The organism is Brevundimonas basaltis, from assembly GCF_014202075.1.
In the GTDB taxonomy this organism is placed as follows: domain Bacteria; phylum Pseudomonadota; class Alphaproteobacteria; order Caulobacterales; family Caulobacteraceae; genus Brevundimonas; species Brevundimonas basaltis.
The window spans coordinates 128,927-153,656 of record NZ_JACHFZ010000003.1 but is presented as its reverse complement, the minus strand read 5'-3'; the positions used below and the strand labels follow the sequence as shown (position 1 = coordinate 153,656).

20 protein-coding genes are annotated in these 24,730 nt (G+C 68.7%); 16 read left to right on the top strand and 4 right to left on the bottom strand.

The features are described from left to right. Positions 1 to 488: 488 nt before the first annotated feature. The 8 genes from flgK (at position 489) to HNQ67_RS08175 (ending at position 9,850) form a co-directional block, all read left to right on the top strand. On the top strand, positions 489 to 2,603 hold the full coding sequence (flgK, locus tag HNQ67_RS08210) for a flagellar hook-associated protein FlgK (RefSeq protein ID WP_183254280.1): 2,115 nt from the start codon (positions 489 to 491) through the stop codon (positions 2,601 to 2,603). Next, positions 2,603 to 3,529, top strand: coding sequence for a flagellin (locus tag HNQ67_RS08205; RefSeq protein WP_183254278.1), 927 nt, complete (start codon positions 2,603 to 2,605; stop codon positions 3,527 to 3,529). The genes flgK and HNQ67_RS08205 overlap by 1 nt, the downstream gene beginning before the upstream one ends. A 65-nt stretch (positions 3,530 to 3,594) precedes the next feature. Then, the gene (locus HNQ67_RS08200; protein WP_183254276.1) at positions 3,595 to 4,836 is read left to right on the top strand and encodes a putative DNA modification/repair radical SAM protein; all 1,242 of its coding nucleotides are present in this window, start codon (positions 3,595 to 3,597) and stop codon (positions 4,834 to 4,836) included. Beyond that, positions 4,836 to 6,269 carry a UdgX family uracil-DNA binding protein gene (locus HNQ67_RS08195; RefSeq protein WP_183254274.1) on the top strand — a complete coding sequence of 478 codons (1,434 nt, stop codon included), beginning with the start codon at positions 4,836 to 4,838 and terminating at the stop codon, positions 6,267 to 6,269. The genes HNQ67_RS08200 and HNQ67_RS08195 overlap by 1 nt, the downstream gene beginning before the upstream one ends. Positions 6,270 to 6,383: 114 nt before the next feature. After that, positions 6,384 to 7,499 (top strand): MlaE family ABC transporter permease, encoded by a 1,116-nt coding sequence (locus HNQ67_RS08190; protein ID WP_183254272.1) that lies wholly within the window; start codon positions 6,384 to 6,386, stop codon positions 7,497 to 7,499. After that, positions 7,496 to 8,287 (top strand): ABC transporter ATP-binding protein, encoded by a 792-nt coding sequence (locus HNQ67_RS08185; protein WP_183254270.1) that lies wholly within the window; start codon positions 7,496 to 7,498, stop codon positions 8,285 to 8,287. The genes HNQ67_RS08190 and HNQ67_RS08185 overlap by 4 nt, the downstream gene beginning before the upstream one ends. Positions 8,288 to 8,300: 13 nt before the next feature. After that, positions 8,301 to 9,239, top strand: coding sequence for an MlaD family protein (locus tag HNQ67_RS08180; RefSeq protein WP_183254268.1), 939 nt, complete (start codon positions 8,301 to 8,303; stop codon positions 9,237 to 9,239). After that, entirely contained in the window at positions 9,236 to 9,850 is a 615-nt protein-coding gene (locus HNQ67_RS08175) for an ABC-type transport auxiliary lipoprotein family protein (RefSeq protein ID WP_183254266.1), read from the top strand. The genes HNQ67_RS08180 and HNQ67_RS08175 overlap by 4 nt, the downstream gene beginning before the upstream one ends. Here the strand turns inward: HNQ67_RS08175 and HNQ67_RS08170 are convergent, their stop codons facing one another. The 3 genes from HNQ67_RS08170 to HNQ67_RS08160 are packed head-to-tail and all read right to left on the bottom strand — an operon-like array spanning position 9,851 to position 12,102. After that, positions 9,851 to 10,696: a hypothetical protein gene (locus HNQ67_RS08170; RefSeq protein ID WP_183254264.1), complete on the bottom strand. Its 846-nt coding sequence runs from the start codon at positions 10,694 to 10,696 to the stop codon at positions 9,851 to 9,853. A gap of 48 nt (positions 10,697 to 10,744) precedes the next feature. Beyond that, on the bottom strand, positions 10,745 to 11,398 hold the full coding sequence (locus HNQ67_RS08165) for a 3-oxoacid CoA-transferase subunit B (protein ID WP_183254262.1): 654 nt from the start codon (positions 11,396 to 11,398) through the stop codon (positions 10,745 to 10,747). Next, the gene (locus HNQ67_RS08160; protein ID WP_183254260.1) at positions 11,398 to 12,102 is read right to left on the bottom strand and encodes a CoA transferase subunit A; all 705 of its coding nucleotides are present in this window, start codon (positions 12,100 to 12,102) and stop codon (positions 11,398 to 11,400) included. Before HNQ67_RS08160 ends, HNQ67_RS08165 begins: the two co-directional genes overlap by 1 nt. 977 nt (positions 12,103 to 13,079) lie before the next feature. On the opposite strand from HNQ67_RS08160, the gene HNQ67_RS08155 reads away from it, so the two are divergent. The 7 genes from HNQ67_RS08155 (at position 13,080) to HNQ67_RS08125 (ending at position 22,112) form a co-directional block, all read left to right on the top strand. Next, complete coding sequence (locus HNQ67_RS08155) at positions 13,080 to 13,955, top strand: SGNH/GDSL hydrolase family protein (protein WP_246347511.1); 876 nt, start codon at positions 13,080 to 13,082, stop codon at positions 13,953 to 13,955. A gap of 2 nt (positions 13,956 to 13,957) precedes the next feature. After that, positions 13,958 to 15,220 (top strand): GDSL-type esterase/lipase family protein, encoded by a 1,263-nt coding sequence (locus tag HNQ67_RS08150; protein WP_183254256.1) that lies wholly within the window; start codon positions 13,958 to 13,960, stop codon positions 15,218 to 15,220. Positions 15,221 to 15,409: 189 nt separating this feature from the next. Further along, positions 15,410 to 16,846, top strand: a complete 1,437-nt coding sequence (locus tag HNQ67_RS08145; protein ID WP_183254253.1) for an MBOAT family O-acyltransferase — start codon at positions 15,410 to 15,412, stop codon at positions 16,844 to 16,846. A 15-nt stretch (positions 16,847 to 16,861) separates the two neighbouring features. Beyond that, positions 16,862 to 17,428, top strand: coding sequence for a hypothetical protein (locus HNQ67_RS08140; protein ID WP_183254251.1), 567 nt, complete (start codon positions 16,862 to 16,864; stop codon positions 17,426 to 17,428). Positions 17,429 to 17,480: 52 nt separating this feature from the next. Continuing rightward, positions 17,481 to 18,803, top strand: a complete 1,323-nt coding sequence (locus HNQ67_RS08135) for a tyrosinase family protein (RefSeq protein ID WP_183254249.1) — start codon at positions 17,481 to 17,483, stop codon at positions 18,801 to 18,803. Between the two features lie 11 nt (positions 18,804 to 18,814). Beyond that, positions 18,815 to 19,609, top strand: a complete 795-nt coding sequence (locus tag HNQ67_RS08130) for a zinc metalloprotease (RefSeq protein ID WP_183254247.1) — start codon at positions 18,815 to 18,817, stop codon at positions 19,607 to 19,609. Positions 19,610 to 19,676: 67 nt separating this feature from the next. Next, positions 19,677 to 22,112 (top strand): S9 family peptidase, encoded by a 2,436-nt coding sequence (locus tag HNQ67_RS08125; protein ID WP_183254245.1) that lies wholly within the window; start codon positions 19,677 to 19,679, stop codon positions 22,110 to 22,112. Positions 22,113 to 22,260: 148 nt separating this feature from the next. Here the strand turns inward: HNQ67_RS08125 and HNQ67_RS08120 are convergent, their stop codons facing one another. Beyond that, on the bottom strand, positions 22,261 to 22,965 hold the full coding sequence (locus HNQ67_RS08120; RefSeq protein WP_183254243.1) for a chromosomal replication initiator protein DnaA: 705 nt from the start codon (positions 22,963 to 22,965) through the stop codon (positions 22,261 to 22,263). A 168-nt stretch (positions 22,966 to 23,133) separates the two neighbouring features. Here HNQ67_RS08120 and HNQ67_RS08115 point away from each other — a divergent pair, with 168 nt between their 5' ends. Next, positions 23,134 to 24,561, top strand: a complete 1,428-nt coding sequence (locus HNQ67_RS08115; RefSeq protein WP_183254241.1) for a circularly permuted type 2 ATP-grasp protein — start codon at positions 23,134 to 23,136, stop codon at positions 24,559 to 24,561. Positions 24,562 to 24,730: the final 169 nt, after the last annotated feature.

Genomic DNA, 24,730 nt, shown 5'->3' with positions numbered 1-24,730 from the left:
TGAGCGCGCCATTGTCCGCCGACGGCCCTCGTGAGGCGGCGGGTGCACTGGGCGCAAGTATGGAGAGCACGGCTTGAGCGGACATGGGCCCGAGGGGGAGTCGCCGGAGCGATGAGGACGGGGGCGCCTGCTGCGCCGAACATTCAGACGCCCCGCCGCAAGTCGCGGGCCAAATCCATGGGAAGGCGCAGTACCCGGAAAACAAACCGGTTTTTGCCGTCTCCCCGGCTCCGTAACGCCGGGCGCCTTGTCGAATATTGCCGTGTGGCGACGATTGTTGCCCGGTCCGCCGCGCCTCCCCCAGATCACGAACCGCCAGACTGCGAACTGGCCCGCGGTTTGCGCCCCTTGCCGGCCATGACCCAGGCGCTCAACGCGAACTCGCGGAATTTCAGTGGCTTGCCCGGATCGCCCTGTGAGGGTGCCGGGCAAAAAAGGCGCATTGGCTGGCAGGCCTTGCCGGGCTCCGCCTCACAGGAGGCTGCTGCATGTCGCTGAACGCCATCATGAACACGGCCACCACCGGCCTCGTTGCGGCCCAGACGCAGCTTCGCGTGGTCTCGGACAACGTCTCCAACGTCAATACGCCGGGCTACGTCCGCAAGATCGCCGATCAGGTGACCCGAACCAGCCAGGGCATGGGCGCCGGCGTCGAGGTGGCGCGCATCCGCCTGGCGACCGACCGGTTCCTCCAGGCCGCGAGCCTGAGCGCCGGCGCCGAGGCTGCACGGCAGAGCGTGCGCTATGAACTCTACGACCGGGTCCAGTCCCTGTTTGGCGACCCGGGGGGGGCGAACGGCTTCTTTTCGCAGGTCGATGCCGTGTTCGCGGCCTTCGCTGCCAGCGCCGAAGATCCGACTTCCTCGCCTCGCAGACAGGAGGCCCTGTTCCGGACACAGGCCTTGTTCGACGAAGCCGGTCGTATCGGCCAGCAAATCCAGGCCGTGCGCGAGGACGCCGACGGTCGAATTCAAAGCGCCGTTGAGAAGGCGAACAATCTCTTGAAGCAGATTGAGGGCCTCAACCTCGAGATTGCCCGCGCCACCGTTCACAACGGCGACGCCTCCGGCGCGGAGACGGCTCAGTCTTCTCTGATAGGCCAGCTGGCCGAACTGGTGGATATTCGCGTCACGACGCGCGCGGTCGGGGGAGTCTCCATCCGCACCGGGGCTGGAACCTTGCTGGCGGGGGAGGGCGCGGCGACGCTCAGCTACACCCGTGCGGGCACGGTCACCAGTGAAACCGCCTTCGACGAAGTATGGGTGACCGAACCTGGCGGTCAGAAGCGATCGCTACTGGACAACCTGGTCTCAGGCGAAATCAAGGGGCTCGTGGAGCTGCGTGACATCGAAGCGCCCGCGACGGCGGAGCGGCTGGCCGAACTCGTGGCTCACGTCGCCGACGAACTGAACCGCGCCCACAACGCCAACAGCGCGGTCCCGGCCCCGGCCAGCTTGATCGGCCGCAACGTCGGGCAGAGCTTCGAAAGCGCGATCGCGGGCTTCTCGGGTCAGTCGACGGTGGCTGTGACCAACGCGTCGGGCATAGTCCAGGCTCGCGCCGACATCGTCTTCAGCGGCGCGACCATGACGGTGAACGGCGCGGCGGCGACGCCAGCGACCTTCCTCACCGTGCTCAACGCCCAACTGGGCGGCTCCGCGATTGCCAGCTTCGTCGACGGCAAGTTGTCCATCGCCGCAGGCGGAGGGAACGGCGTGGCTGTCGCCGACGACGCCGCCAGTCCCTCGAACAAGACCGGGCGCGGCTTCTCGCACTTTTTCGGACTCAACGACCTGATCTCGACCGACCGCCCGGCCTTCTACGAGACGGGTATGGCCGCGGCCTCCCCTCACGGGTTCACCGCTGGAGAAACCCTGAGATTCCGCTTTACGGGTGAGAAGGGCTCCAAGCTCCGCGATATTCAGGTCTCCGTGCCTGCCGGCGGCACGGTCGGCGACCTGATCACCGCGCTGAACGACCCGGGCACGGGCGTCGGTCGGTTCGGTGAGTTCGCGTTGGCAGCGGACGGATCGCTGGCGTTCACAGGCTACGGCAGCCCGGCTCCGAAGCTGAGCGTGCTTGAGGACACGACCATTCAGGTCCCGTCCGGCGTATCTCTCACGGAACTGTTCGGGATCGGCGGCGGGGTGCGGGCGTCGCGCGCCGACGGCTTCTCGCTGCGCTCCGACATCCGTCAGGCTCCGGCCAGGCTGGCGCTGGCGCAACTGAATCTGGCCGCAGCGGTCGGCGCGTCGGCGTTGAGCACTGGGGACGGTCGGGGCGCCCTGCTGCTGGCCGACGCGGGAGAGCGGGCGGCCAATTTCTCGCCGGCCGGGGATTCGTCCGGCGGCTCGATCTCCGTCTCCCGTTACGCCGCGGAGCTGTCTGGCGAGATCGGGGGCAAGGCGGCGACGGCCAAGAACCGTAACGACACCGCGTCGGCGCTCGCAACAGAGGCCGCGGCCCGGCAGACAGCCTACGAAGGCGTCAATCTGGATGAGGAGCTCGTGCTGATGACTACCTATCAGCAGGCCTTCAATGCTTCGGCGCGACTGATCCAGGCCGCCAAGGACATGTACGACACGCTTCTGGGGATGATCTGATGAACCGCGTCGCCACCTTCGGAAACTATCAGTCAGCGCTGCTGGACTTGATGAGGGCCCAGACCCGTGCGGCGGATGCCCAGCAGCGGGTGTCGACCCAGAAGAACGCCACCGACCTCACCGGCTTCGGCCGCCAGTCCGAGACCCTGACGGCCCTGAAGGGCGCGCAGAGCCGTATCCAGGGCTTCATCGATACGTCAAAGGCCGTGAGCGCCCGGCTGACCACCCAGGATCTGGCGATGACCCAGATCAGCGACGGCATCGCCGGCCTGCGCGACGCCGTCGGCGGCGCGCTGGCGACGGACTCGGCCGGATCGTTGATGCTCGAGATGGAGGGGCGTTTCCAGACCATCCGGGGCGGGCTGACCATGCGGCACCACGGCGGATACCTGTTCTCCGGCGCGTCTACCGCGACCTCCCCGGTGACAGCTGCCAACCTCGCCGAACTGGCCGCCGCACCGAGCGTGGCCTCGGTTTTCGTCAACGACACGCTGAAGACCGCCAGCCGCGTGGCCGAAGGCACCACCCTCGAGACCGGCTTCCTCGCCAACGAGCTGGGCAGCGAGGTATTCGAGATCCTGCGCGACATCCAGACCTACCACACGGGGGTCAACGGTCCGCTGACCGGCAAGGTCACCGAAGCGCAGAAAATCTTCCTGACCGCGCAACTCGCCCGGCTGGAACAGGCCGCCACGGGTGTCATCGACAAGACCGCACGGACCGGTTCGCTCGCCAATCAGGTCGAGAGCGTCACCCGTGGTCACGAGGCGCAGCTGGCCTCGCTGGACCAATTGCTATCGAATCGTACCGACGCCGACATGGCCGTGGCGATTACCGACCTGCAGCTGTCGCAGGTCGCCATTCAGGCGTCGGCGCAGGTGATCTCCCAGCTCCGCCAAGTCTCGCTTCTCAACTATCTGAGCTGACGCGACAAATCGCCCCCTCCAGCAAAGCTGGACGCGCTGTTCCGGGTGGAACATAGTGCGAACAAATGGCTCAACTCGATCTTCGGCGAAAGCTGTCCATCCTCGCGGATGCGGCGAAATACGACGCCAGCTGTGCGTCCTCCGGCACCTCGAAGCGGGACTCCTTCGGCGGCAAGGGGGTCGGCTCGACCGAAGGGATGGGCATCTGCCACGCCTATACGCCGGACGGCCGTTGCGTCTCCCTGCTCAAGGTCCTGCTGACCAATTTCTGCATCTACGACTGCGCCTATTGCATCAACCGGGCGAGCTCGAACGTGCCCCGGGCCCGGTTCGCGGTGGACGAGGTCGTTGGGCTGACGCTCAACTTCTACAAGCGGAACTATATCGAAGGCCTGTTCCTGTCGTCCGGCATCATCCGGTCGGGCGACTACACGATGGAGCAATTGGTTCGGGTGGCGAAGACGCTGCGCACCGAGCACGACTTCCGCGGCTACATCCATTTGAAGCTGATCCCCGAAGCCGATCCGAAGCTGGTCGAGGAGGCCGGGCTTTATGCGGACCGTCTGTCAGCCAACATCGAATTGCCTCGGGACGAGGCCCTGAGGCGCTTGGCGCCCCAGAAGGACGCGGGCGTAATCAAGAAGGCGATGGGCCAGGTGCGGCTCGCGGCCGAGGCTGCGAAGCCCGGAAAGCGTGACCGGGTCAAGCCGCCCAGGTTCGCCCCCGCCGGTCAGTCGACGCAGCTGATTGTCGGCGCGGACGGGTCTCCGGATACCGAAATCATGGCCCGCAGCGCGTCGCTATACGGCGGTTACGGCCTGCGCCGGGTCTACTACTCCGCTTTCAGTCCCATTCCGGATTCGTCCAGCGTCCTGCCGCTCGAAAAGCCGCCCTTGATGCGCGAACATCGGCTGTACCAGGCCGACTGGCTGATGCGCTTCTACGGGTTCTCCGCGCCGGAGATCGGAGAGGCCGCCACGAACGGCATGCTCGATCTCGCCATAGACCCGAAGCTGGCCTGGGCGCTGAACCGGCGCGAGCTGTTCCCGGTCGATGTGAATACGGCGCCGCGCGAGGTTTTGCTGCGGGTGCCGGGGCTGGGCGTGAAATCCGTCGACCGGATCTTGTCCGTCCGACGCTGGCGCACGCTGCGACTGGAAGATGTCGCCCGACTGTGCCGCGGCGTCGACAAGGTCAGGCCGTTCATCGTGGCGCTGGATTGGACCCCCGGCGGGCTGACTGACGCCGTCGATTTGCGAGCACGGATCGCGCCGGATCCGAAGCCGGTTCAGATGAGTCTTTTCTGATGCGGGTCGCGGTCCTGGACGGCGAGACCGACTTCGACGGTTGGCGAACCGCGGCGCGCGCCCTCCGGATGGCGGGCGTGCCACCGGGTCAGGCCGCGTTCCGGATCGGATCGGGCGGCGACGGGTTGTTCGACGAAAGCTTGCCGCTCCCAGCGGCGGACCAGGCTTCCTTCAGCGTCCCCAAGAGCTTCATCGATCTGGCGCGAGACGTCATCCTGCACCGGTCGGAGGACCGGCTCGATCTGCTCTACCGGCTGCTGTGCCGGCTGGGCGATGAGCCTGAGCTGATGAAGGTGGTCACCGACGCCGACGTCGCGGAAGCGTTTGAGCGGGCGAAGAACGTAAGTCGCGCCAGCCACAAGATGAAGGCCTTCGTTCGCTTCCGTCAGGCCGCGGACGACAACGGGGAAAGGTGGGTGGCCTGGTTCGAGCCAGCGCATCGCGTTCTGGAAAAGACGGCGCCCTTCTTCGTCCGGCGGTTCCCGACCATGCGCTGGTCGGTCCTGACCCCCGACGGCTGCGCAGCGTGGGACGGCGAGACCCTGAGCTTCGAGCCGCCGGCGACCCGCGACATGGCTCCCGCCGAGGATGAGGTCGAGGACTTCTGGAAGACCTACTACGCCTCGACCTTCAATCCGGCGCGCCTGAAAACCAAGGCGATGCAGAGCGAAATGCCCAAGCGCTACTGGAAGAACCTGCCCGAGGCCGCCCTGATTCCGGAACTGGTGGCCCAGGCGGCGGTTCGGACGGAGGCGATGGTCGCCACGCCCGCCCCCGAACCCAACGCGCGTCTGGCCAAGACCCTGTCGCGGATCAATCGGGACCGCGCCTTCGAGGAGGGGTTCAAGCCCTCCAACCTGACCGAACTCGATCAGGCCGTGCAGGCCTGCCGCCGGTGCCCGCTCTGGCGCGACGCCACCCAGGGTGTTTGCGGGGAAGGCCCGAGGAGCGCGCGGCTGATGATCGTGGGCGAACAGCCCGGCGACCAGGAGGATCTAGCGGGTCGCCCCTTCGTCGGCCCTGCGGGTCAGGTTCTCGATGCGGCTCTGGCGGAGGCCGGGATCGAGCGGGAGGACGTCTTCGTCACCAATGCCGTCAAGCATTTCAAGCACGAACCGCAGGGCAAGCGGCGTCTGCACAAGACCCCGACCGCCGGCGAGGTGTCTGCTTGCCGCTGGTGGCTGGACGCGGAGCGCAGGCTGGTGAAGCCGAAGGTGATCGTGACCCTCGGGGGAACCGCTGCGCTGGGCCTTCTCGGCCGCAAGGTGGCGGTGACGAAGGAACGGGGTCAGGCCGTCGAACTGGGAGACGGAGCGAAGGCTTTGCTCACTGTCCATCCGTCCTACCTTCTCCGGATCCCTGATGAAGCGGGAAAGACGGCGGAGCGGGAGCGATTCGTGAAGGACCTGAAGCGGGCCAAGGCCCTGCTCTGACAAAACAATCCGCCGTGTCTGAACGAATAGACCGGGCCGGCGTTGTTCGGTTCTGCCCCAGCTTTGCCGTGGTCTGACCGTAGGCAAATCGAACGGCGCAATCTAGGTAGGGGCATGGCCGCAGCGGACTTTCAGATCGAGGACGGCGACGGACGCGTGACCCTGCGGCTGATCGGCGACTGGACCGCGACCAGTCTCGGCCGGATTTCGCGCCGGCTGGACGACTCCCTTCATGAGCGCTGTGTCGACGCGGTCGATCTAGGGGAATTGGGCCGTTTCGATACGGCGGGGGCCCTGGCCATCGTCCAGGCCAGCAACTGCATTTTGCCCGAGGCGGCTTGGCAGCAGCGGCCAGAAGCGGGGCGGACCTACGCCCTCGTAGAGCGGCTGGAGCGAGAGAGCGCCGGGCCGCTTCCGCGACCGCCCGGCTGGGTGCGCGGCTTCGCCAAGGTCGGTCGCGGCGTGCATGACATCGCCGGCGAAGCGACGCTGTCGATGGCCTTTCTTGGGCGGCTGATCACTGCCACAGGCTCGACGTTGAAACACTGGGACAAGGTGCGCTGGGCCGCCTGGTTCAGCCAAGGGGAGCGCGCCGGACTCGATGCCATCCCGATCGTGGCGGTGACGAGTTTTTTCATCGGCGCGGTGATCGCATTTATCGGTGCGGACCTGTTGCGGACGGTCGGCTTCGACGTCTTCGCGGTCGAACTGATCACAATCTCCGTGCTGCGCGAGTTCGCCGTGGTGATCGCGGCCGTGCTGCTGGCCGGCCGCTCCTCGTCGTCCTTCGCGGCCGAGATCGGGTCGATGCGGATGAACCAGGAGGTCGACGCCATGCAGGTGATGGGCGTCAACCCCTTCCAGGCTCTGGTCATTCCGCGCCTGGCCGCTCTGATCGTCATGCTGCCGCTGCTGACCTTCATCGCCATGCTCACCGGCATCTTCGGCGGATTGCTGGTGACCTGGAGCGAGCTCGGCCTCGGGCCGTCGTTCTTCGTCCAACGAATGTCGACGACTGCGGATATGGGCAACCATCTGTTCGTCGGCCTGGTCAAGGCGCCGGTGTTCGCCCTGGTCATCGCCGCTATCGGCTGCCGCCAGGGCATGGCGGTGGCGGGTGATGTCGAAAGCCTCGGGCGCCGGGTCACGGCGGCGGTGGTGCAGGCCATCTTCGCGATCATCTTCCTGGATGCGGTGTTCGCCCTGCTGTTTATGGAACTGAACATTTGAGCGCCCCGGCTGAACAGAGTGGAACGCTGGAGCGGTTGATCGAGGTGCGCGGTCTGCTGAGCCAGTTCGGGGATCGGGTGATCCATGAGAACCTCGATCTCGATCTCGAACGGGGAGAAGTGCTGGGCGTGGTCGGGGGGTCCGGCGCGGGCAAGACCGTGCTGCTCAACTCGATCATCGGTTTGAAGGAGCCCGAGGGCGGAACGGTACGTATCTTCGGCCATGAGCGGTCCGGGATGACCAAGGCCCAGGAAGCCGATATCGAGCGACGCACGGGCATCCTGTTCCAGCAGGGCGCGCTGTTCTCTTCCCTCAGCGTGATCGACAATGTGGCCTCGCCGTTGATCGAACATACCCAGCTGTCAAAGGACGTGATCCGGGAATTGGCGGAGATGAAGATCGCCATGGTGGGCCTGAAGCCCGAGGCGCATCATCTGAAGCCGGCCGAACTTTCCGGCGGGATGCGCAAGCGCGTCGGATTGGCGCGCGCGTTGGCTCTGGACCCGGAGCTTCTGTTTCTGGACGAGCCGACCGCGGGTCTGGACCCGATCGGCGCGGCGGCGTTCGATGATCTGATCCGACAGCTGTCGAACGATCTCGGCCTGACCGTGTTCATGATCACCCACGATCTCGACAGCCTCTACGCTATCACCGACAAGGTGGCGGTGGTGGCGGACAAGCGGATCGTGGCCAAGGCTCCGGTTCAGGAACTGGAGCAGTCGGACCATCCGTGGATCCGGGAATACTTCCTCGGCCCGCGCGGTCGCGCCGGCAAGAACGCCGCCTGAGGAGAGCGGAGAGATGGAAAGAGACGCCCACTACGCCGCCGTCGGCATCGCCACTATCGCCCTTCTGGCGGCGCTGGCGGTGTTCTCGATCTGGCTGGCCCGACTGCAGTTCAACAGCGACTACGACGTCTATGACATCGTCTTCTACGGACCGGTGCGCGGGCTGTCGGAAGGCGGCGAGGTGCATTTCAACGGCATCCGGGTGGGCGAGGTCACCGACCTGAACCTCGATCCGAACAAGGGCGACCAGGTGATCGCGCGCATCCGCGTCGATGGCACCACGCCGGTGCGCGTGACCTCGCGCGCCCAGCTGGAGCCGCAGGGGATCACCGGGCTGAATTATATCCAGATCACCGCCGGCAATCCGAACAGCGCCATCCTCAAGGAGCAGTACGCCGACAACGTCGTGCCCGTGATCCAGAGCCAACCGTCGCCGATCGCGGAACTGCTGTCGGGATCGGGCACGGTGTTGGCCCAGACCGTAGATGCGCTGAACCGGATCAACCGCGTGCTGTCGGACGATAACGTGCGGTCCTTCTCGACCAGCCTGAAGAACATCGAGGCGCTGAGCACCGAGCTTGAGGCCCGCAAGGGCATGCTGCAGCAGCTGGAGCAGGCCCTGACCCGCGCCAACGCCGCCGTCGCAGAGTACGAGGCGCTGGCGGTCAGCACGCGCCAGATCGTCGAGGGCGACGGCAAGCGGGCTGTGGCCAACATCAACGCCGCGACCCAGGAGGCGCGCACCGCCGTGGCTTCGATCAACCGCATCGCGACGGGGGCGGAGGGACCGGTCAACGAGTTCGTCACCACCGGCCTGCCGCAGATGCAACAGGCGATCCAGGGGCTGGAGGACGCGACCCGCTCGCTGGAGGGCCTGATCGACGAGGTCCGGTCCAGCCCGCGCGACTTCATCGGCCGGGCGCCGAGCAAGGAAATGGAGGTCCAGCCGTGATCCGCACTTCGATCAAGCTCGCCGTTGCGGCGGCCGGCGCGCTCGCCGTCGCCGGCTGCGCCCTGCTGTCCTCGCCCGATCCGGTGCAGACCTACCGCTTCGGCGGGCCCGCAGCGGACGGCGCGGCGGCCGAAGGACGGATTGCGTTGGTCCCCGTGAATCTGCGCCGCGTCGAGTTTCCCGAGGCGGTCGAGGGTGACAGGATCCTCGGGGTGACCGGTACGGAGACGGCCTATATCGCCGGCGCGCGCTGGGTTTCGCCCGCCGCCGACCTGTATATGGAGAGCCTCGAGAACGCCTTTTCGGCGCAGGCGACCCGGGTGCGGGTCATCGGTCCGCGTGAGCTGAGCCGGGGCGAGCGGTCGCTGAATGTCGACGTCCGAGCCTTCGAGGCCCGCTACGACGCGCCGGGTCTGGCGCCGATGGTGGTGGTGACGGCGCGGGCGCGGCTTCTGGCGCTGCCCGACCGGACGGTAGCGGCGGAGCGGACCTTCACGGTGCAGCAGCCGGCGGCGGCGAACCGGATCTCGGCGATCGTCGAGGCGTTCGACATCGCCACGCGGGACCTGAACACGCAGATCGTGGCCTGGACCGACGCCCACGCGGGCTGATCAGAGCGGCGCGCGGAGGTTCGACAGCCGGGTCTCGACGTCGGCGCGGCGGCGGCGCGAGACGCTCAGCTCGGCCAGCGCCCCGTCGATGCGGGCCAGCAGGGTGTCCCGGAGAGCCACCAGGCGGTCGCGGTCGGGCCGGACCTTCTTCGGGCGTTTGCCGGCGAGACCGAGGGCCTCGGCCCAGCCCTGACGCCATTCCGTCACGCCGTCGCTGCACGTCCTGATCGCCTCGGCGGCGCGGGCGTCGGCGTTCTGGGCGCCGCGGATCAGGGGCAGGGCGCCGAGGGCGGCGGCGCGGCAGGCGTCGAGCGCGGCCTTGCGGGCCTCGAGCGGATGCGGCGGCGCGTCCTCGGCGGGCACGTGGCGGGACAGGCGGCGGGCGGCGGCGAGCAGATGGGCGTCGAGATCGACCATGGCGTCGCGGATGCTTGACCAGATCGCGTCGAGGGCGCCGGAGCGGGCGGCGGCGGCCTCGACCCGGCCGGTCAGGTCGGACGCGGCGTCGGAGAGGGGGGCGGAGGCTTGGCGGAAGGTCTCGCGGAAGGCCTTGAGCCGCTTGCCCCGGCTGTCGAACAGGCCGGCGAGGCCGCGGCGGGGTTCGAGGGCGGCGGGGTTCAGGCCTTCCAGAACCGAACGGGCGCGGGCCAGTTCGGCCTCCGCCCCGGTCAGGTCGCCGGAACGGGCGGCGGCGAGGGCGGCCTCGATGCGTTCGACCGCGGCGGCGCGGGCCGGTTCGGCGAAGGTCGGCGCCCCCGCCTCGTCAGCGGCGGCGATGATCGCCTCGACCCGGGCGGCGTCGGGCGCGGGCGCATGCCCCTGCCAGCGGTAGCTTCCGTCGGCCATCAGCCTGTCCCCCTCAGAGGCCGCGCGGCCCCGGAGGGTTAACTATGCCTACGCCTTGAGCCCGGGAGCAACGGTGTAGCTGGCCTCGGTCTTCGCCTTGACCTCGTCGAGGGTGACGCCGTCGGCGAGTTCGATCAGCTCCAGGCCGGCGCCGTCCGGCTTGACGTCGAAGACGCACAGGTCGGTGATGATGCGGCTGACCACGCCCGTGCCGGTCAGGGGGAGGGTGCAGGATTTCAGCACCTTGGACTGGCCGTGCTTGTTGGCGTGATCCATGACGACGACGACGCGCTTGACGCCGGCGACGAGGTCCATGGCCCCGCCCATGCCCTTGACCAGCTTGCCGGGGATCATCCAGTTGGCGATGTCGCCGTTCTCGGCCACTTCCATCGCCCCGAGGATGGACAGGTTGATGTGGCCGCCGCGGATCATGGCGAAACTGTCCGAGGAGCTGAAATAGCTGCTCTCGGGGATTTCGGTGATGGTCTGTTTGCCAGCGTTGATCAGGTCGGCGTCGACGTCCTCGTCATAGGGGAAGGGGCCCATGCCGAGCATGCCGTTCTCGGACTGAAGGGTGACCTCCATGCCGTCCGGAATGTAGTTCGCCACCAGCGTCGGAATGCCGATGCCGAGGTTGACGTAGAAGCCATCCTGCAGCTCCTGGGCGGCGCGTTCGGCCAGTTGTTCGCGGCTACGGGCCATTATGCGGTCTCCCGGGTGCGGACGGTGCGCTGCTCGATGCGCTTCTCGGACACGGTCTGGATGATGCGGTCGACGTAGATGCCCGGGGTGTGGATGCAGTCGGGATCGAGCGAGCCGGTCGGCACGATCTCCTCGACCTCGACGACGCAGACCTTCCCGGCTGTGGCCATCATCGGATTGAAGTTGCGGGCGGTCTTGCGGAAGACGAGGTTGCCGCGTTCGTCGGCCTTCCAGGCCTTGACGATCGACAGGTCGGCGACGAGGCCGGTCTCCATGATGTAGCGCTCGCCGTTGAACTCGCGCTCCTCCTTGCCCTCGGCGACGAGGGTGCCAACGCCGGTCTTGACGAAGAAGGCGGGGATGCCGGCGCCGCCGGCCCGGATGCGCTCGGCCAGGGTGCCCTGGGGGTTGAACTCGAGTTGCAGCTCGCCGGCCAGATACTGGCGCTCGAACTCCTTGTTCTCGCCGACGTAGGACGAGATCATCTTGGCGATCTGTTTGGTCTCGAGCAGCTGGCCGAGACCGAAGCCGTCGACGCCGGCGTTGTTGGAAATGACGGTGATGCCCTTGACGCCGCTATCGCGCAGGCCGGCGATCAGGTGCTCCGGAATGCCGCACAGGCCGAAACCGCCGGACATGACGGTCATGCCGTCGAAGGTCAGGCCCTCCAGCGCGGATTTCGCATCGGGGAAGATCTTCCGCATCGCTTCCTCATGTTTTTCACCGTCTGGTGAATATCGACGGCCTGTCGGTGTCCGTAACGCGCGCGGGGGGCAGGGGCAAGGGCGCGCGCGCGTAGAAGCGGGCGCGACCCGGCGCCGCTTCGGGAAAAGCGGTTGGGGAGGTCGGCGGAGCGCGGACGTCAGCCCGGAACCGTGATGGGTGCTCCCGTGCTTTCGCCGTAGGGAGCCTGTGCTGTTTTCGGCTGAACGTCCTTGCTCCGCCGTGATCGCGGCTCCGAGCGCTTCGGGGCGGGCATCACAGGCGAGACCGGGCTTCGCCAATTTCAGCACCCGGTCCGTTTCGCCTTTAGGCCCTTTCGAAACTAAGCCCGGACGGGCGGGAGCCTCCAGGGCCCCCGGGCTCCTCCGTTTCAACCCGGAGGACAGTCCCTTCGCCTGCGCGGAGGGGGGCGCAACCCGTCCTCCAGCAGGGTCCGGTTCCGCCGCGCGCCGCCCGAAGGCGAAACGCGGCGTCCCGCAACGATCACACCCCGCCGCCCGCGATGGCCCTGGCGCCAGACGCCCTCCCCCGCGACGGGACAGGCAGAAGGATACACCCGCCCGTTTATCCGGATGGAAGATCGATTCTAGATTCTGCCATGTGACTGAAAAGGCGGGAGATTGGCCCGACAATCCGACTATAATTTCTGGAATAGTCAGCACAGCGACACGGGTTGGCGGCGTCCTTCTCCCCTGAGGGGGAGAAGGTGGGCGGCGTAGCCGCTCGGATGAGGGGGAGGTTTGATGGGGGCTGGCCGGCGGCCGATCCGGAGCCGACTAACCCCTCATCCGCCCCTCCGGGGCACCTTCTCCCCCAAGGGGAGAAGGATCGTCGGCGCGCGTTAACCTTTTTCTTCGCGTGAGGCGGGCACGTCATGGTCAGCGGGGCTCGATAGGGTAAAAGACAGGTCTTGGCGGATTCACGTTCGGGGGACGTTTTGAAGGCTGGCGTCAACACAATGACGGCGATCTTTCTGGTCGGGGTGGCGGCCGGTCTGCTGCTGACGCCCGACGGACGAGCGTGGCTGCGCAATCCCACGGTGATGCTGGGCGACAGCGCCAACGCTTCGGCGCCGCCCGCAAGCCTGCCCGCGCCGCCGCCGGGCGCCGCCGCCGCCGCGCCGCCGCCGGTCCCGACCGTGACGCCGCTCTCGGCACGGCTGGCGCAGGGGCCGCTGCGCATCGGCGTGTTCGGGGATTCGATGGCCGACGGCCTCTATACCGGCCTGTACCGCGACCTGCGCGACGAGCCCAAGATCACGGTGACCAAATTCTCCGAGGTCTCGACCGGTCTGTCGCGCTACGACTACGTCGACATCCAGGCCAAGACGCAGCGCCAGATCGAGGAGACGCCGATCGACGTGGCGGTGATCCTGTTCGGCACCAACGACGCGCAGGGGATCAGCCTGGACGGGGTCATCCACGACTTCGGCACGGAAGGTTGGAAGGCCGCCTACGCCACCCGGGTCGACAATCTGGTGGCCATGCTGCGCGGCCGCGACGTGGCGGTCTACTGGGTCGGCCTGCCGCGCATGAAGAGCAGCCGGTTCGATGGCCGGATGGCGCTGGTCAACAGCGTGGTCGAAGCGCGGATGCGGGCGCTGGGCGTGCCCTATCTCGAAACCACGGCCCTGACCTCGAATGACGAGGGCGGCTATGAGGCCTATCTGGCCAACGACAGCGGCCGCAAGGTGCTGATGCGGGCCAACGACGGCATCCACATGTCGATGGCGGGATACCTGCGGATGAGCGCGCCGGTGGCCGAGCGGCTGAAGCGGGACGCCGGGCTCGCCGCGCCGGCCGCGGCGACGACACCCGCCGCACCTGTGGGCTGAGCATGAGGACGGCGCTGGGGGCGCTGGTCGCCATGGTCTTGGCGGCCCCGCCGGTCCTCGCGCAGACGCCGTACGAAGCCGCGCCGGCCCTGGAGCCGGGCAGGGGCGTCTGCCCCGCCGGGGTGTGCCAGCCCGCAGGTCTGAGGCAATTCTTCGAGGCGCTGGCCGCGATCGACGCGGGGGGAAGCCGCGCCCGGCCGGTGCATATCCTGCAACTCGGCGACAGTCATACGGCCGGCGACCGGATCACCGGCAAGCTGCGGGCCGAGCTGCAGCGGGAATTCGGCCGGGGCGGGCGGGGCGTCCTGCCGCCCGGCATCCCCTACGATGGCTATGCGCCGTTCCATGTGGCCGTGGGCTCGACGGGATGGATGACCGAACAGGCGCCATTGCAGCCGCCCGCGGGCGCGCCCGCGCCGCGCATGGGGTTGAGCGGCGCCCGATCGGTCGCCGCCGGCGACGCGGTGATGGGCTTCGAGCTGGAGCCGGGCTTTGAGGTGACCCGGGTCGGGGTCTGCGGACGGGCGAGGGGGCCCGGACCGGGTCTGGCAGTCGAGGTCGACGGCGTCGTCCGTCCGATGGATTTCAACGGCGCGGGCCCGGACGCGGAAGTGTGCCGCGAGATGCGGCTGGGGCGTCCGGCCGACGACGTGCGGCTTCGCCCGCTGGGCGACGGCGTGGTGATCGAGTCCGTGCGGCTGGAGAAGGCCGGACCGGGTCTGGTGGTGTCCAACCTCGGGCGGGTCGGGGCGACGATCCGCGACCTGGCCTCGCGCGACGAGGCGACGGTGGCGGTGGAGCTGGCGACCTGGCGGCCCGACCTGATCATCCTCGCCTACGGCGCCAACGAGGGCTTTGACGACGCTCTGGACGCGGCCGCCTACGAGGCGCTGCTGCGGGGGCAGCTGGCGCGGTTGCGGCGGCTCGCCCCCCGGGCGTCGTTGATGATCCTCGGCGCCCCCGACGGCCAGCGCGCCGGGGTGACCGGCGGCTGCAGCGCCGACGGACAGCGGGCGCCGCCGCCGTCTCTGGCGGTGGTCCGGGACGTGCAGAGACGGGTCGCCGCCGACATGGGTGTGGCGTTCTGGGACTGGCATGGGCGGATGGGCGGCGACTGTTCAGCGGACCGACTGGCGTTGATGGCCGATCCCTATGTGCGCGGCGACCGGGTGCATTTCACCGGCGCCGGGGCCGACTGGATCGGCGGGATGCTGGCTGGCGACCTGATGGCCGCCTATGGCGCGTGGACGGTGAGCGAGCGGTAGATGCGGTTCGCCATTTCAAACATCGTCATTCCGGGGCCGCGAAGCGGAACCCGGAACCCGGGACCGGTCGTGCGTCAGTCGTGGCTCGCCGACCGGAGCGGCACTCCTGGGTTCCGGGTTGTTCGCGGCGCGAAGCCCCGGAATGACGGGAAGTGGGGAATGGTGACGTTCGTTGGGGGGCTTCCGTAGATGCTGTTCCCCACGCTGGCGTTCGGCGTCTTCTTCCTGATCGTCTATTTCACCTCGTGGTCGCTGGATCGCGAGAACGGGCGGCGCAAGCTGTTCCTGCTGCTGGCCAGCTGGTTCTTCTATGCGCAGTGGGACTGGCGGTTCGTCGGTCTGTTGATCGCCTCGGCCATTCTGAACTGGGGCGTGGCGGCGCTGATCGCGCGGGACCGCGAACGACGGGCCGGGGCCAAGGGGGGCGGCTGGCTGGTCGCGCTGGGCGTCGCGATCAACCTGCTCATCCTCGGCTTCTTCAAATACTACGGCTTCTTCGTCGAACAGGCGGGCGAGCTGCTGACGCAGTTCGGCTGGGAGCGGGATCTGCCGCTGCTGCAGATCGTGCTGCCGGTGGGGATTTCCTTCTTCACCTTCCAGGGCATCAGTTACGTCGTCGACGTGCATCGCGGGAAGACGCCGCCGGCGAAGAGCCTGCTCGACGTCATGCTGCTGCTCAGCTTCTTCCCGCATCTGGTGGCGGGGCCGATCGTCCGGGCGGCGGACCTGCTGCCGCAGTTCGAGCGGACGCCGCGGCTGACGCGGGTGATGGCGACGCACGGGGTGCTGCTGATCGTCTGGGGGCTGTTCAAGAAGACGGTGATCGCCTCGGAGCTGTCGGTGAACCTGGTCGATCCGGTGTTCTTCGACCCGACGGCGTTCGGGGCGGTGGACATCGCGGCGGCGACCTATGGCTATGCGGTGCAGATCTACTGCGACTTCTCGGCCTATTCGGACATGGCCATCGGGCTGGCGGCGCTGCTGGGCTATTCCTTCCCGCGCAATTTCGACCAGCCGTACCGGGCGGCGTCGATGCAGGCCTTCTGGCGGCGCTGGCACATCAGCCTTTCCAGCTGGCTGCGGGACTATCTCTATGTGCCGCTGGGGGGCGGGCGCAGGGGGCTGATCTCGAGCTGCATCAACGTCTTCATCACCATGGTGCTGGGCGGTCTGTGGCACGGGGCGGCGCTGACCTTCCTGGCGTGGGGCGCGCTCCACGGCGGGGTGCAGGTGATCGAGCGGCTCGGACGGGCGGCGTTCAAACGGCGTGACGGGGCGGAGGCGGGCCCGTCCCGGTGGGGGACGCTGGTCGGGGTGCTGGTCACCTTCCACATCGTCTGCCTGGGGTGGATCCTGTTCCGGGCCGAGAGTTTCGAACTGGCGATGCAGATGGTCGAGGGGCTGGGGCGGATCGGGCCGGTGGTGATGCTGACGCCGCTGCTGCTGGCGCTCATCGCCGGCGGGCTGGCCATGCACTGGCTGCCGCCGCGGGCGGTGGAGGGGATGGCCGAGCGGCTGAAGACGGCGCCGTCGCTGACCCTGGGCCTGCTGATCGGGGCCGCCATACTGCTGGTCGAGGCGGTGCGGCCCGAGGGCGTGGCCCCGTTCATCTATTTCCAGTTCTAGGGCGTTGGAGGAGGGATGACGAACTATCGCGACGAGCCGCCGATCCCGCTGGAGCCGTTCCCGGTGCACCGGGCCGAGTCGCCGTTCCCGCCGCTGGGCGAGAGCGTGGCGGCGGAGCCCCTGCCTGAACCTGAACTCGCCGCTGAACCCGGGTCGGAGTCCGATCCGCCGAGCGACTGGATCGAGAAAGCCGACGCGCACGACCTCGCCGTCCGCCACGACGCCGGCCGCGAGAACGCCCTGGTGGCGCTGGGCCGGTTCGCCTTTCCGCCCGGTCCGCCGCCGGACGACGAAGGACTGGCCGCGCGCGACCGGCGCTGGACCAGCCGGATGATCATGGTGGCGGCGGCCTTCCTGCTGGTCTTCAACGCCGTCTCGCCGCTGAACTGGGCGCGGCAGCAGCCGCCGGGCTGGGTTCCGGAAACGGTGCGCCAGCTGTCCGAGGTGTGGGTGGCGCGGCTGTCGGTGTTCGCTGTCGACCAGCCGCGGCAGGGGCTGCGCGAGATGTGGGACGCCGCCCGCGAGGCGCGCTTCATCGGCCAGGGCGAGCCCGACGCCTCGACACCGGCGGCGGAGTCGTGAAAGCTGGAGGTTGAGGCTGGCGCGCGCGCCGGCTGTGGAGCGGGGGCTTTGCATGAGGATGAACCGGCGCGCGGCGCTGGCCGGCGGAGCGGCGGCGGCGATTGTCGGAACAGGCGTAGCCGGCGCGCAGACGCCGGTCCGCATCCGCAAGGGCGCGGGCGGGCTGACGGCGTCCAGCGACGACGTGGTCGCCTTTGCCGAGGCGGTGCGGATCATGAAGCGCCGCCGGGACGCGCTGTCGTGGGATCGGCAGACGCAGATCCATCACCGGGCGTCCCAGCACAACAACGGCCTGTTCCTGCCCTGGCACCGGCAGCAGCTGGCGCATTTCGAGCGCATCGTCGCGAAGCTGACCGGGCACGACGCCTTCGCCATGCCCTACTGGGACTGGCAGGAGCACCGGTTCCTGCCGGCGTGGATCACCGACCGGAACTCGCCGCTGTATGAGCGCGAGCGGGCGCGAGGGGTGGAGACGCTGGACTTCGCCGCGGCGCGCTGGGCGGAGTCGCCCTATACGGCGAAGCTGGCCTCGGACGGCTTCGAGACCTTCTGCGGCAAGCTGCCGGAGGGGGCGGGGATGGTCGAGGGCTACGGCCACAACCACATCCACCAGCTGATGGGCGGGGCGATGCGGCATCCGAGGACCTCGGCCCGGGATCCGATGTTCTGGCTGCATCACAGCAATGTCGACCGGGTGTGGGCGACCTGGCACGGCCTCAGCGGCAAGGCCCTGTACCCGGCGGAATGGACGGCGCTGACCGTGACCGGCTTCGTCGACGCCGACGGGGGCGAGGCCGGCGCGCTGCCGGTGGTCGGGACGCTGGAGACACGGCCGCTGGGGTACGAGTACGACCGCCTGTATCCGTTCCCGGTGTTCAATGTGATCGAGCAGGGGCCGCCGGGGGCGACGCGGCGGGTCCCAACCGGCGGACAGAGCTGGACGGTGCGGGTCGCGGCGTCGGGGGGCGGGCGGATGACGCTGACCCTGCCCGATGAGGCGGTGGCGCGGATGCGCGAGGCTGACGATACCCTGATGATCGCGGGCGAGGGGGCGGTGGCCTATGCGCGGGAGGCGGCGCTGGAGGACCGGTCGCTGGAGATCAGCATGACGGCCGGGGGCCGGGAGCGGTCGCTGGGATCGTCGCCGACCTTCGTGCACATTCCGGAGGCGGGGGACGGGCATCACGGCCATCGCGGCCCCTATGTGATGCCGTTCCGGTTCGGCGAGGAGGTGCTGAACCTGCTGGCGGCGAGCGACGGGCCGGCGGCTGTGACGGTGTTCGCGGAGGATCTGGCGCCGGAGCTGGCGCGGCCGGGCGCGCGGGCGGAGTGGATCGAGTTGACGCTGACGCTGACGGAGACGCGCTGGGCATGAGGGGCGGGGGCATGAGGCGGTGGCGGGTCATTCTGTTGCTGGTGCTGGCGGCGCTGGCCGCGGCACCGATGACGGCCTGTTCGATTTTCCAGGAGCAGGAGCCGGCCTACATCCCGCCGCCGCCGCCGCCTCCTCCGCCTCCACCGCCCCCGCCGCCCGCGCCGCCGCCGGCCGAGGCCGACATGTGGCCGGGCGGCGATGTGCCGATGTGCTTCCAGGAACCGGCTGCGGACGACGGCTGGGCGCGTGACAGGGTGATGGCGGCGGCCGCGGCGTGGGAGGCGGTCGCCAGGGTCGATTTCGACATCCGCGCCGACTGCGTCGACAGCCCGACGTCAGGGCCGAACCGGCGCATTCCGATCCGCATCGTGCATGACCCGGAGCTGTTCGCCTCGGCCAGCCATCTGGGGGTCAATCTGGTGCGCGGCGGGACGATCACCCTGAACGCGGAATACCTGGTCACCAACCGAATCTGCGGGCGGCGCGGCAGCGTCGGGCGCGAGGGCTGCTTCTACGCCGACGCCCTGCACGAACTGGGGCACGCGCTGGGGTTCAGCCACGATCACGTCAGCCCGCGCGCGCCGGACTGTGTGGCGCGGATGAGCACGCCGGAGCCGGTGATGGCCGAAGAGACCTACTACGACGCGGCCTCGATCATGAACTACTGCAATCCGGAGCGCTGGAAGGGACAGCTGAGCCCGGCCGACATCTGCTCGATCCGCGCGGCCTATGGCGACCGCGAGGGTCGGCGGCCGACGCGGGCCAGCTGTTATGCGATGACAGGGGCGGCGGCGCGGGAGCCTTGACCGGCGGCGAGCCTCGACCCTAGCTTGCCAGGCTCCGCGGACGGACCGGGGGCTGTGGGGATCGAACATGCGTCATCGTCTACTCGCCCGGGCCGTGCCCGCTTTCGTGCTGCTCGCCGCCCTGGGCGGACCGGCGCTGGCCCAGGACGGGCTGAGTTATCAGCAGCCGCCGGCCCCCATCGCCGACATCCTCGACAAGAAGCCGACGCCGACGCCGAGCCTGAGCCCGGACAGGACGACGCTCGCCCTGTTCGACCGGTCGAACCTGCCGCCGATCGCGGAACTGGCCGAGCCGATGCTGCGGCTGGCGGGATACCGGATCAATCCGCGCAACAACGGGCCGGCCAACAGCCGGGTCAGCTGGCTGACGGGGTTGAGCTTCCAGCCGGTGACGGGCGGCGAGGCGCGGGCGGTGACCTTGCCGGCCAATTCGCGCTTCACATCGCCGAACTGGTCCCCGGACGGCCGGTCCGTGGCGTTCCTGATGGATGCGCCGACGGGGCTGGAGCTGTGGCTCGCGGATGTGGCGAGCGGGCAGGCCCGCAAGCTGACGGACGCAAGGATCAATGCGACGGCGGGGGGCGCCTTCGACTGGCTGCCCGACAGCTCGGGTCTGATGGCGCAGATGGTTCCCGCCGGCCGACGCGCGGCGCCGGACGTGTCCGGGCCGCCGTCGGGGCCGACGGTCGAGGAGAGCATGGGCCGGGCGGCGCCGGTGCGGACCTATCAGGACCTGCTCGCCAACGCTGGCGACGAGGCGCTGTTCGAGCACTATTTCACCTCGCAGCTGACGCTGGTCCCGTTGCAGGGACGGGCGCGCCCGATCGGAGAGCCGGCGGTGCATCTGGGCGCGAGCGTCTCGCCGGACGGGCGCTATCTGCTCAAGACGACGGTCAAGCGGCCCTGGAGCTATGTCGTGCCCGCGCGGCTGTTCCCGACCGAGGTGGTGGTCACCGATCTACAGGGCCGGATCGTGCACCGCGTCGCCGACCTGCCGCTGCGCGATGACATTCCCACGGCCTTCGACGCCACCGCGCCGGGGCCGCGCTCGGTCAGTTGGCGCTCGGACGCGCCCGCGACCCTGGTCTGGGCCGAGGCCCAGGACGGCGGCGATCCGCGCAACCCCGCAGACGTGCGAGACCGCGTGTTCATGCTGGCGGCGCCGTTCGATGCCGAGCCGACCCGGCTGGTCGATCTGTCAGAACGCTACGCGGGCGTGACCTGGGGCGATGCGGATACGGCGTTGGTCTACAGCCGCTGGTTCAACAGCCGGCATGAGACGCGCTTCGTCGTCGATCCGTCCGATCCGGGCGAGGGTCGGGTCCTGCTCGAGCGCAACTATCAGGACCGCTACAACGATCCGGGCTTCCCGGTGACCGAACCGAACGCCGCGGGTTTCCCGGTGGCGCGGTTCACATCGGATGGACGGGTGCTGATGACCGGGGCCGGGGCGACGCGTGAAGGCGAGTATCCGTTCCTCGCGACCATGGACCTGTCCAACGGCGAGACCGAGCGGCTGTGGACATCGGCCAGCGGCGATTACGAGACCATCGTCGGCATCCTGGACGACGACGCGCGGCGGCTGGTGACGCGGCGCGAGACCCGCAACGACCCGCCGAACCTGTATGTCCGCAATCTGGATGGACAGACGCCCGACGCCCTGACGACCTTCCCCGATCCGGCCCCGCAGCTGGCGGGCGTGTCGCGTCAGTTGATCACCTACACGCGCAAGGACGGGGTGCAGCTGTCGGGCACGCTGTATCTGCCGGCCGGCTACGACCGGGACCGTGACGGGCCGCTGCCGCTGGTGATGTGGGCCTATCCGGCCGAGTTCACCGATGCCGCCGTGGCCGGACAGGTGGTCGACAGCGCCAACCGCTTCGTTCGACCGGGCGGCTCCAGCCACCTGTTCCTGCTGACCCAGGGCTATGCGGTGCTGGATGATCCCTCGATGCCGATCGTCGGCGTCGACGGGGCCGAACCCAATGACACCTATATCGAACAGCTGACCGCCTCGGCGCAGGCGGCGGTCGACGCGGTGGTCGGGATGGGCGTGGCCGACCGCGACCGGATCGCCGTCGGGGGGCACAGCTACGGCGCCTTCATGACCGCCAACCTGTTGGCCCACACCGACCTGTTCCGCACCGGCATCGCCCGGTCGGGGGCTTACAACCGCACCCTGACGCCCTTCGGCTTCCAGGCCGAGCAGCGCACCTATTGGGAGGCGACCGACACCTATACGGAGATGTCGCCCTTCACCTACGCCAAGCGGGTCAATGAGCCGATCCTGCTGATCCACGGCGAGGCCGACGACAACTCCGGCACCTTCCCGGTGCAGTCGGAGCGGTTCTATGCGGCGCTGAAGGGCAACGGCGCGACGGTGCGCTACGTCGTCCTGCCGCTGGAGGCGCACGGCTACCGGGCGCGGGAGTCGGTGGGGCACACGCTGTGGGAAATGACCCGCTGGCTGGATCGGTATGTGAAGGATGCGCCGGCGCGGTGAGCGAATCCCTCTCCCGGCGGGAGAGGGCCTGAGCCTCCGGAAGCGAAGCGACCGGCAAGGCGAACGGGTGAGGGGCTGATACCGGCGGAAGTCCGGCGCCAGTCGCTCGCGTGCGCTCAAGCCCTCTCCCAATGGCAGACGGTCGCCGTCAGCGCTTTTTCACCTCCGAGGCGTCGCCCGTGCCGCCGTCGGAGACGTCGCCGACGATGGGGTTCTCCGCCTGGACGCGGGGGCGGTTCTTGCGCCAGCTGTCGAAGTCGGACGAGAATTTCTCGCGGCGTTCGTTGCGCCAGTCGGCGTAGTCCTTGTCGAAGGCCGACAGCTGTTGCTCGCGCCAGTGCAGATAGTCCGGCTCGAAGTCGTGGTGCTCGTGACTCTGGCCGCCCATCCCGGGGCCGGAGCCTTCCCAAATCTGGGCGCCGGGGGCGTAGCCGTGCCGGCTGGACGAGCCATGGCCGTGGCCGTAGTTCCGGCCGCCGTAGGAGGGGCCGCCCTGGTTCCGGGCCCCGTAGTCCTGGTCGGCGGAGCCGCCGCGGTTGTAGTCCCGACCGTACTGCGGCCCGCGGCCGTAGTCGGGTCCGGCGTAGTCCGGACGTTGACCCGTCCAGCCGCCCGACGTGGGCTGGCCGTAACGGTCCTGCTGATAGCTGTCCTGGGTCCAGGCCCCGGCGGGACCGGAGGGCTGGCGTCCGTAGGCCTGTTCCTCGCGGCGGAAGGCCTCGGCCGCGCGGCCGCCGTCGCCGCCGCCCCAGGTCCGGTATTCGTCGGGCCGGCGATCACGGGCCTCCCAGCGATGCTCGTCGCGGTCCCGCTCGGGGCGGTGATCGTCGTGATGGCGGAAGGGATTCTGCATCTCTGATCTCCTGTGTTGGGAGACAGGAAAACTGGTCGACGCGGGCGATGTTCCGGGCGCGGCCGCGACTCACGAAGGTGTCAGCGGCGGTCACGGCGATGCAACAATCCGGTTGCGCGCGCGTAGCTAATAGGGCCAGAGCTAGTGGCTCATTGCATCGGGAACGGCATGGCCTTCGACGAAATGTCAGGCGAGGCGTCCGCCTACGGGACGCACGTCCGTGAAAGTTACCGGGGTCTGGCCCGCTGGCTGGCCGAGGCGCCCGAGGGGCTGCTGCAAGCCCGTTCGCGTCAGGCCGAACTGTTCTTCCGCCGCATGGGGATCACCTTCGCCGTCTATGGTGACGCGGAATCGAGCGAGCGGCTGATCCCGTTCGACGTGGCGCCGCGCATCATCGGCGCCGCCGAATGGGCCGGGCTGGAGGCGGGGCTGATCCAGCGGGTCGCCGCCATCAACCTGTTCCTCGCCGACATCTATGGACCGCAGGAGTGTCTGAAGGCCGGGGTGCTGCCGGCCGAACTGGTGCTGACCAATCCGCACTACTGCCCGGAGATGCAGGGCCAGCGTCCGCCGCGCGGCATCTGGGTGCAGATCGCCGGCGTCGATCTGGTGCGCACCGGCGAGGACGACTTCTACGTGCTGGAGGACAATTGCCGCACGCCGTCCGGGGTCTCCTACATGCTGGAGAACCGCGAGATGATGATGCGGCTGTTCCCGGACCTGTTCGCCGACTATCCGGTGCGGCCGGTCGAGACCTATGCCGACATGCTGCTGGCGTCGCTGAGAGCCTGCGCGCCGGAGGCGGCGGGGGCCGATCCGACCATCGTGGTGCTGACCCCGGGGCCGTTCAACTCGGCCTACTATGAGCACAGCTTCCTGGCCGACAAGCTGGGCGTCGAACTGGTCGAGGGGCGCGACCTGTTCGTCGACGACGGCAAGGTGTTCATGCGCACGACGGAGGGCCGCCAGCGGGTCGACGTGGTTTATCGGCGCATCGACGACGACTTCCTCGATCCGCTGACGTTTCGTCCGGATTCGGCGTTGGGCGTGCCTGGACTGATGGCGGCCTATCAGGCCGGAGCGGTGACCCTGGCCAATGCCGTCGGCACGGGCGTGGCCGACGACAAGGCGGTCTATACCTACATGCCCGAGATCATCCGCTTCTTCACCGGCGAGGAGCCGATCCTGAACAATGTGCCGACGTGGCGGTGCCGCGAACCGGAGGCGCTGAAGTATACGTTGGCGCATCTGGAGGAGCTTGTGGTCAAGGAAGTCGGGGGCTCGGGCGGTTACGGCATGCTGGTCGGGCCGGCGGCGTCGAAGTCCGAGATCGAGACCTTCCGCAGGCGGCTGATCGACGATCCGGACGAGTTCATCGCCCAGCCGACCTTGGCGCTGTCGACGGCCCCGACGCTGGACAGGAACGGCGAGCTGGCGCCCCGGCACGTCGACCTGCGGCCCTTCGTGCTGTCGAGCCCCGAGGGGGTGAAGGTGGCGCCCGGCGGGCTGACGCGCGTGGCGCTGAAGGAGGGGTCGCTGGTCGTCAACTCCAGCCAGGGCGGCGGCACCAAGGACACCTGGGTGCTGGATGTTTGAGGTGGCGCGCAGAACAGGCCTTCTCCCCTTGGGGGAGAAGGTGGGCGGCGGAGCCGTCCGGATGAGGGGGCTGGTTCAGTTCGCTCACTGCCGAACCACCGTGTCCGGGGACAGCATCCCCCTCATCCGTCTCGCTCCGCGAGCCACCTTCTCCCCCGAGGGGAGAAGG